7 protein-coding genes are annotated in these 7922 nt (G+C 56.0%); all 7 read left to right on the forward strand.

Annotation, left to right across the window (positions count from 1 at the left end):
* Positions 1 to 4 precede the first annotated feature (4 nt).
* On the forward strand, positions 5 to 1318 hold the full coding sequence (rfbH, locus tag B0G57_RS28735) for a lipopolysaccharide biosynthesis protein RfbH (protein ID WP_018442336.1): 1314 nt from the start codon (positions 5 to 7) through the stop codon (positions 1316 to 1318).
* A gap of 11 nt (positions 1319 to 1329) precedes the next feature.
* On the forward strand, positions 1330 to 2373 hold the full coding sequence (locus B0G57_RS28740; RefSeq protein ID WP_018442337.1) for an NAD-dependent epimerase/dehydratase family protein: 1044 nt from the start codon (positions 1330 to 1332) through the stop codon (positions 2371 to 2373).
* A gap of 4 nt (positions 2374 to 2377) precedes the next feature.
* Entirely contained in the window at positions 2378 to 3184 is an 807-nt protein-coding gene (locus B0G57_RS28745; RefSeq protein WP_018442338.1) for a transketolase, read from the forward strand.
* Complete coding sequence (locus B0G57_RS28750) at positions 3181 to 4104, forward strand: transketolase family protein (RefSeq protein ID WP_020566386.1); 924 nt, start codon at positions 3181 to 3183, stop codon at positions 4102 to 4104. Before B0G57_RS28745 ends, B0G57_RS28750 begins: the two co-directional genes overlap by 4 nt.
* 61 nt (positions 4105 to 4165) lie before the next feature.
* Positions 4166 to 4525 (forward strand): GtrA family protein, encoded by a 360-nt coding sequence (locus B0G57_RS28755; RefSeq protein ID WP_223258608.1) that lies wholly within the window; start codon positions 4166 to 4168, stop codon positions 4523 to 4525.
* The gene (locus B0G57_RS28760) at positions 4522 to 5520 is read left to right on the forward strand and encodes a glycosyltransferase family 2 protein (RefSeq protein WP_018442341.1); all 999 of its coding nucleotides are present in this window, start codon (positions 4522 to 4524) and stop codon (positions 5518 to 5520) included. Before B0G57_RS28755 ends, B0G57_RS28760 begins: the two co-directional genes overlap by 4 nt.
* Positions 5521 to 5542: 22 nt before the next feature.
* The gene (locus B0G57_RS28765; protein WP_189595316.1) at positions 5543 to 7813 is read left to right on the forward strand and encodes a DUF7024 domain-containing protein; all 2271 of its coding nucleotides are present in this window, start codon (positions 5543 to 5545) and stop codon (positions 7811 to 7813) included.
* Positions 7814 to 7922: the final 109 nt, after the last annotated feature.

Raw genomic sequence — 7922 nt, forward strand, 5'->3', positions numbered from 1 at the left:
AACCATGAACAAAGATCAGATTCGCGAACATATTATCGAGCTCGTCCGCCAGTACGGCGCGCTTGCCAGTCAGCGTCCTGCGTTCGAGCCGGGACAGACGGCAGTTCCGCCGTCCGGCAAAGTGGTCGGTGCGCACGAAATGGAACTGATGGTCGAAGCATCCCTGGACGGATGGCTGACTACTGGGCGGTTCAACGAAGCATTCGAGAAGAAGCTCGCCGAGTTCCTCGGCGTCAATCACCTGATTACGGTGAACTCGGGCTCGTCGGCCAACCTCATTGCCCTATCCACGCTAACCTCCCCAAAGCTCGGCGATCGAGCGATCCGGCCCGGTGATGAAGTGATCGGTGTGGCAGCAGGGTTTCCAACGACCGTCAATCCGATCATGCAGTTCGGCGCCGTGCCGGTGTTTGTCGACGTCGAACTCGGCACATACAACATCGATGCGTCTAAGATCGAAGCCGCCATTTCGCCGAAAACGAAGGCGATCATGCTGGCTCATACGCTCGGCAACCCGTACAACCTCGACGTAGTCACCGCGCTCTGCAAGAAATACAAGCTGTGGCTCGTGGAGGATTGCTGCGACGCGCTCGGCGCCACCTACAACGGGCAATTGGTTGGCACGTTCGGGGACATCGGTACGCTGAGTTTTTACCCCGCCCACCACATTACGATGGGTGAAGGCGGCGCGGTGTTCACTAACGACCCCGATCTGAAACTCATCGCGGAATCATTCCGCGATTGGGGACGCGATTGCTACTGCGCGCCCGGCAAGGACAATACTTGCGGCAAGCGTTTCTGCTGGAAGCTTGGAAACCTGCCGGAAGGCTACGATCACAAGTACACGTATTCTCACCTCGGCTATAACCTCAAGATTACTGACATGCAGGCCGCTTGTGCGCTTGCCCAGATGGACCGCCTCGAAGGATTCATCAAGGCTCGCCGCGAGAACTTTGCATACCTGCACGATCGGCTGGCAAGCTGCCAGGAGTTCCTGATCCTTCCGCACGCCACGCCAAATTCGGTGCCGTCGTGGTTCGGCTTCCCAATAACGCTCAAACCGGAAGCCGAAGTGCGCCGCGTCGACCTGCTCGGCTACCTCGATCAAAACAAAATCGGCACCCGATTGCTGTTCGCCGGCAACCTCACGCGGCAGCCGTACATGATCGGCCGAGAATATCGCGTGAGCGGCGATCTCACGAATACGGACATCGTAATGAATCAGACCTTTTGGGTGGGCGTCTACCCGGGTCTTGACCGAGAAATGCTCAATTTCGTCGCTGAGAAGATCGAGACTTTCCTCGGCGTCAATTTCTAAGCGCAAAGTCCATGCGAAAAGCGTTGCCGACGGAAGATCTCGATCAAGTCTTGGAGTGGACCGCGGACGTATGGGCCAGGTTCGATCGGGCACGACTGTTCATTACAGGCGGTACAGGATTCGTCGGCTCATGGCTACTGGAGGTGGTACAGCGGGCCAATCGCGTGACGTCCTCGCGCATCGAAATGGTGGTGTTGAGTCGCGATCCCGATCGGGCTCGCGCAGACGCTCCTCATCTGTTCAACGCTTCGGGGATCACCCTCGTCAAAGGCGACGTCACGGATTTCGACGGGGACATAGGCGCTATAGATGTCTGCATTCATGCGGCAACCGATGTTGCAGACACGAGCAAAGCTGCTGACGCGCTGCGAATTTTCGACGCTGGCGTGATTGGTACACGGCGCGTGCTGGACTTGGCGCTTAGCAACGGCGCGTCGCGCTTTCTGCTCACGTCCAGCGGAGCCGTCTACGGCAAGCAGCCCTCTTCCCTCCTAAAGGTGCCCGAGACGTTCCAAGGCGCCCCGGATCAGCTCGACGTCAGCACAGCGTATGGTCAAGGCAAAAGAGCTGCCGAATGGCTAGCCTGCGTGTATGCGCAACAACATGCCTTGCACGTCTCCGTTGCACGAATTTACGCCTTGATCGGTCCAGCGATTCCGCTCGACGGCCCGTTCGCGGCAGGAAATTTTATCCGCGACGCGCTGGCGGGGCGACAAATCACCCTGAAGGGCGACGGCCGGCCGGTGCGCAGTTATCTGTATATGGCCGACTTGTGCGTATGGCTACTGCGAATGCTGAACCGTGGCGAAAGTGGACAGGCCTACAACGTTGGATCCGAACGTGCGATTTCCATCGCCGAACTGGCAACACAAATTGAGTTCATCAGCGAATCGCGGGCGCCGGCCGTGACCGTGCCGGCAGCAACGGGCGACGAAGCTCCTCCGCGATACGTTCCGGACACACGGAAGGCTCGTAACGCGCTCGGCGTCGACGCATTCACGTCGCTCGAGGTCGCTTTGTCCAAGACAATCAACTGGCACCGCACACATCGGTGATCGTATGAACAAGTTCGATGCCACCCATCTACGGAAGACGATTCTCGACATGGCTTTTGCCGGATCGACTGTCCATATAGGCTGCGCATTCTCGATTGTTGAGCTGCTCGCCGTGCTCTACCGTAATCATCTGCGCTTTGACCCGTTGGATGCGCAATCGCCGAATCGCGATTACATGGTGCTTAGCAAAGGGCATGGCGTGATGGCTCAATACGCTTGCTTGAATGAGATCGGATGGCTGCCTGACGACGAGCTCGCCCGCTATTTCGAAAACGGCACACGACTCAAAGGTTTGGCAGATGCGCACGTGCCCGGCGTCGAAGTGACGGCAGGCTCGCTCGGCCACGGCTTGTCAGTCGGTGTCGGTCTCGCACTCGCCGCAAAAAGGGAGCAGACCGGCCAGATGTGCTATGCCCTTGTTGGCGATGGAGAACTCAACGAAGGCACGATTTGGGAGGCGGCGCTCTTCGCCGTGCAGTTCAAGCTTGACAACTTGATCGTTATCGTCGATGTGAACGGCTTTCAGGCAATGGGCAGGACCGACGAAGTTATTGGCCTAGGCGACATCGAACGCAAATTCGCTGCATTCGATTTCGATGTGACGGCAGTCGACGGGCACGATGAACGCGCCATCGATTCCGCGTATGCAGATACGAGAAGCCGGAAGAACGGCCGGCCGAAAGCCATCATCGCGAAGACCGTCAAAGGAAAGGGCGTATCGTTTATGGAAAATGACAACGTCTGGCACTACACACGCCTCGACCTGCGAACGTACGAATCTGCCGTAGCAGAACTAAAGGAAAACGCATGAGAGATGCTTTTTCGAGTGCACTTGTTGCTGCGGCCCAAAGGGACCCAAAGCTTCTTCTGCTGACCGGCGACCACGGCTACGCGCTCTTCGACCCATTTCGCAAAGCATGCCCTGATCAGTACATGAACTGCGGCATCGCTGAACAAAACATGGTGGGCGTCGCCGCCGGCCTGGCGAAGGCCGGATTCCGGCCTGTGGTCTACGGGCTGGCAGCATTCGTGCCGATACGTGTGCTTGAGCAGATCAAGATCGATGTTTGCTATGAACACCTGCCGGTAACGTTCATCGGTGACGGCGCTGGCGTTGTCTATGCACATCTTGGCACGAGTCACCAAAGCACCGAAGACATCGCCGCATTGCGGGCCGTGCCGCACGTATCGATCTATTCGCCCGGGGATCGCTTTGAACTGACTGCGTGCTTTGATCGGATCATGCAGAGTTCGGGGCCCGCCTATCTGCGCATGGGGAAAGCCGATCTGGGCGACGTGCACGCTGGCCCGTTGGCGAAGTGGAATGGAGAACTCATTCCAGTGACGACCAGCAACGCGCCGCATTTGTTCGTCGCAACTGGCTCGGGGTTAAAGCTTGCACAAAAGATTGCAGCAGCAATCGGCAATGCAGACGTTGTATCCGTGCCATGCCTCAAACCATTTCCCGAAGAATCGCTACGCAGACTCGCGCAGAGGCGCGAGGCTGTAGTCACGTTTGAAGAGCATTCCATCTACGGCGGCCTCGGCGGCGCCGTTGCTGAGTCTCTCGTCGGTCGATATGTCGGCACATTCCTGCGTATCGGCATTCCCGACCAGTTCAGCACCCTCTGCGGCAACTACCCTTTCTTGATGGAAAGCCATGGATTGGGTCTCTCAGATGTCGAAAACCGGATCCGCAAGGTGCTCCGTGAACATGTCGAATACCAATAAAGGTCGCGCGAACGTGACGTTCGGAGATGACGTGCGCGCTGAATCGAAGCAACGAGCGACGATGTGGCAATTGCTGCGATTCCTCGTCGTGGCTGGCCTAAACACAATCTTCGGTTACTCGCTTTTCGCCGCTCTAACGTATTTTGGTATGCCATACCCGGCAGCGATCGGTCTCGCGACGATTGGTGGCGTGCTGTTCAATTTTCAGAGCGTCGGTCGGCTTGTGTTCAACGGTTCGCCGCACTCGCGCTTTTTGCGATTTGTCGCTGTTTACTCGCTTATCTACATCTTGAACCTCGGTGGAGTACGTCTCGCACTCGAGCTCGGTACAGGTCTTTACCTGGCCAATGCGATTACGCTCGGACCACTCAGCCTCATTGCGTTCATCCTAAATCGTCGATTCGTATTCAACCTGCCATGAAACACATTACGGTCGTTACCCCCTGTTTTAATGAAGAGGAGAACGTCGAGACGGTCTATAGTGAGGCTCGCCGCGTTCTCTCGGCGATTCCGGGAATCACCTACGATCATCTGTTCATTGACAACGCATCGACGGATGCCACTGTCAGCATCCTCCGCAAAATCGCAGGGAGCGATCCGGCAGTCAGCGTGATCGTGAACGCACGGAACTTCGGGCATATCCGCTCGCCGATGCATGGCTTGCTTCAAGCCAAAGGCGATGCCGTCGTCTTGCTCGTGGCGGACCTACAAGATCCGCCCGACTTGATGCGTGAATTCATCGAGAAATGGCTTGCCGGCGCACCCATCGTCATCGGAGTTAAGCCTGAGGCAAAGGAGTCGGCATTCTTCTTTGCGCTCCGCCGAATGTACTACCGGCTCGTTACGCGCATTGCCAACGTGAAGCTCATACAGAACTTCACCGGCTTTGGACTCTACGACCGCAAGATCATTGAGATTCTGCGGAAGATTGACGATCCGTACCCATACTTCCGCGGACTTATTTGTGAAATCGGCTTCGACGCGGTTCAAATTCCCTACGTCCAGCCCCGCCGTAAGAGAGGGATATCGAAGAACAACTTCTATACGCTCTACGATATCGCCATGCTCGGAATAACCTCGCACTCCAAGGTGCCGTTGCGCCTTGCCGCCATAGGCGGATTCTTGCTGTCCGGGGCCAGTCTTTGCGTGTCGCTCGTGTACCTGGTGTTGAAACTCCTGTACTGGAACAGTTTCACTATGGGTAGCGCGCCCATGCTCATCGGCCTGTTCTTCTTCTCCTCCGTGCAGTTGTTCTTCATCGGACTGCTCGGTGAATACGTCGGAGCGATTCTGACGTATGCACAGAAGCGCCCGCTTGTCGTTGAACGCGAAAGAATCGGCGCTAGTTCGTTGCACGCCGGCGTTGTAGAAACATGCGTGACTAATAAAGTCGACTCGCCCGCCGCAGCAGCTTAACGCATCGGAGCCTCGTCACAAGATGGATTTCGCTACAAATCGATCCATTGCGACATCGCGAGCTAAAAGTGTGATGTTGCGATGGGGCACGCCTGTCGCGCTTGCTGCGCTCTCGCTGCTTATCGCCTGGCGGGCCGTTGGGGGAAAGCATGCCGACTTGCACGTGCCCTTGCTGTATTCCGGCGATGGACTTTTGATCCTAACCCTGATCAAACGCCTTATGGAAAACGCGTGGATTTTCCATAGTAGCTCAATGGGATTCCCGTTTGGTTCGACCCTCTACGATTACCCTATTCCAGACACCGGCAGCCTTCTCGCCCTAAAGTTGTTCGGAGTTATAACGGGCAGCGCAGGACTCGCATTCAATATCTACTACTTTATTGGATTTCCGATAAACGCCCTCCTGGCATACGCCGTCTTTAGAAACGTTAGCATATCGCGCCATTTGAGCGCCGCAGGCGCGTTTGTATTTACCATACTGCCCTTCCATTTTTTGCGGCTGGGGCATCTCTTTTACACTTGGTATTTTCCATCTCCCTGCTTCGTTTGGTTCGCGCTTCGCATTTTCAGCGGCGACATGAATTTCTTTGATCCGCGCCAGAACGCCGCGCGCTCAGTTATCGATATCGCCGCGCTTATGCTGCTCTCTTGCTTCGGTGTGTACTACTCGTGCTTCGGTGTGATAGCAATGGTTACCGCCGGAGCCGCGCGTTGTGCATGGATGCACTCCTTTCGACCCGCAGGGACGTCGATCGTTGCTGCCGTTGTGGTCACGCTCGGTATAGCAATTAATGTCGCGCCTAACATCGCTTACCGGTTGATCAACGGCGCGGACCAAGAGACAGCTCAGCGCTCACCTGCTGAGTCGGAAACCTACGGATTGAAGATTTCTCAACTCCTACTACCCCGCCCGGAGCATCGCTCTGAGCCGCTTGCTGAATTCAACCATTCCTATTCAGCGTCCTTTCCGCTCGTTAACGAAAATGCCATGTCACCGCTTGGCATGATCGGCGCCGCTGGATTTCTCGCATTGCTTGCAGGCTTCTTTTTTCCAACCAGAGTCGCACCGCGCCGGCAGCAATTCTACTTGTTGTCGCTGATCACACTCAGTCTTCTGCTGTTCTGCACGATCGGAGGATTTTCTTCGCTATTCAGCATTCTCATTAGCCCGTTGATCCGCGCATGGAACCGGGTGAGCGTCTTTATTGGTTTTACATCGATCTTCGGCGCATTGCTAGTGATCGACGCCTGGCTGAACAAGTATCGCAGCGCGGTCATAGCGACAACACTGATAAGCAGCACGCTCGCCGTCGTCGCAATATGGGACCAAACGACTCCGCCCTGCGACAAGTGCGCCGCTGCGAATCTCGCCCAATTCCAAAACGACGCCGACTTCGTCGCTGCAATCGGAAAGGTAATGCCCGCTGGAGCCGCTATCTACGTTCTCCCCTACGTGCGCTTCCCTGAGGCGCCGCCTCAAAATCGTCTGGGCTCTTATGATTTAGCGCGTGGCTATCTTCAATCAACGACATTCAAATGGAGCTACGGACCTATTAAGGGGCGCCTCCCTGACCTTTTCTTGCGCGCACTAGCGGAGCAACCCATGGAGCTGCAAATCGCAATCATCCGCCGACTCGGTTTCAGTGCCATTTATTTGGACAAGCGGGGATACGCGGACAATGCGGCCGCGATTGTGGGTCGTTTAACACATATCCTCGGCACCGGCCCTGTAGCCGTTAGTAAAAGTAGCGATCAGCTTCTTTTTGATCTCCGTTCCTTAGGACCGATCGAACAGCTGCCTCCCGGTGAAAGTGCAGAGGCTATTATGAGACGAGCTCACTTTGTGGTCGATCGGCAGGGCTTGATCGATTACACAATGCTGCATGAACGAATCGACTTTTCTCGCGAAGCCTTACCAAAATTCTTAAGCGGGGTGCGGGGGTTATCAGTTCCGGAGACCTGGGGGCGCTGGTCGGACGCGAATATGTTTCCGTACGTCGAGCTACGATTCGCGCAGTCACTCCCGAAACGTTTTGTCGTTCATCTGCGCGTCCGAGCATTTGGGCCGAATGCCGATAAACCGGTGAGGGTGGTCGTCGGCACAAAGGAAGAAGCCTTTATGCCGACGTCAGGGATAGATCAATTCTCACTGTACTTTGATAATACAGCTGGATCGAATGTTATGGAGATTCACTCGGCACAACCAACGTCGCCCAGTGACTTAGGTATGAGTTCCGACGTTCGCCGTCTTGGGGTAGGCCTCGAAGCCCTTTCCATAGAAGCGGTTCAGTAATTGCAAGCACCGGGTGTCTGGCGACAATTACTTTTGCCGGTGGCGACAACTAGATTTGCCGGTGTTCGGCGGCTGACCTGCTGAGGTCGCGGCCGTCGCTATCATGCGG

Origin of the sequence: Trinickia symbiotica, from assembly GCF_002934455.1 — a bacterium.
Classification (GTDB): domain Bacteria; phylum Pseudomonadota; class Gammaproteobacteria; order Burkholderiales; family Burkholderiaceae; genus Trinickia; species Trinickia symbiotica.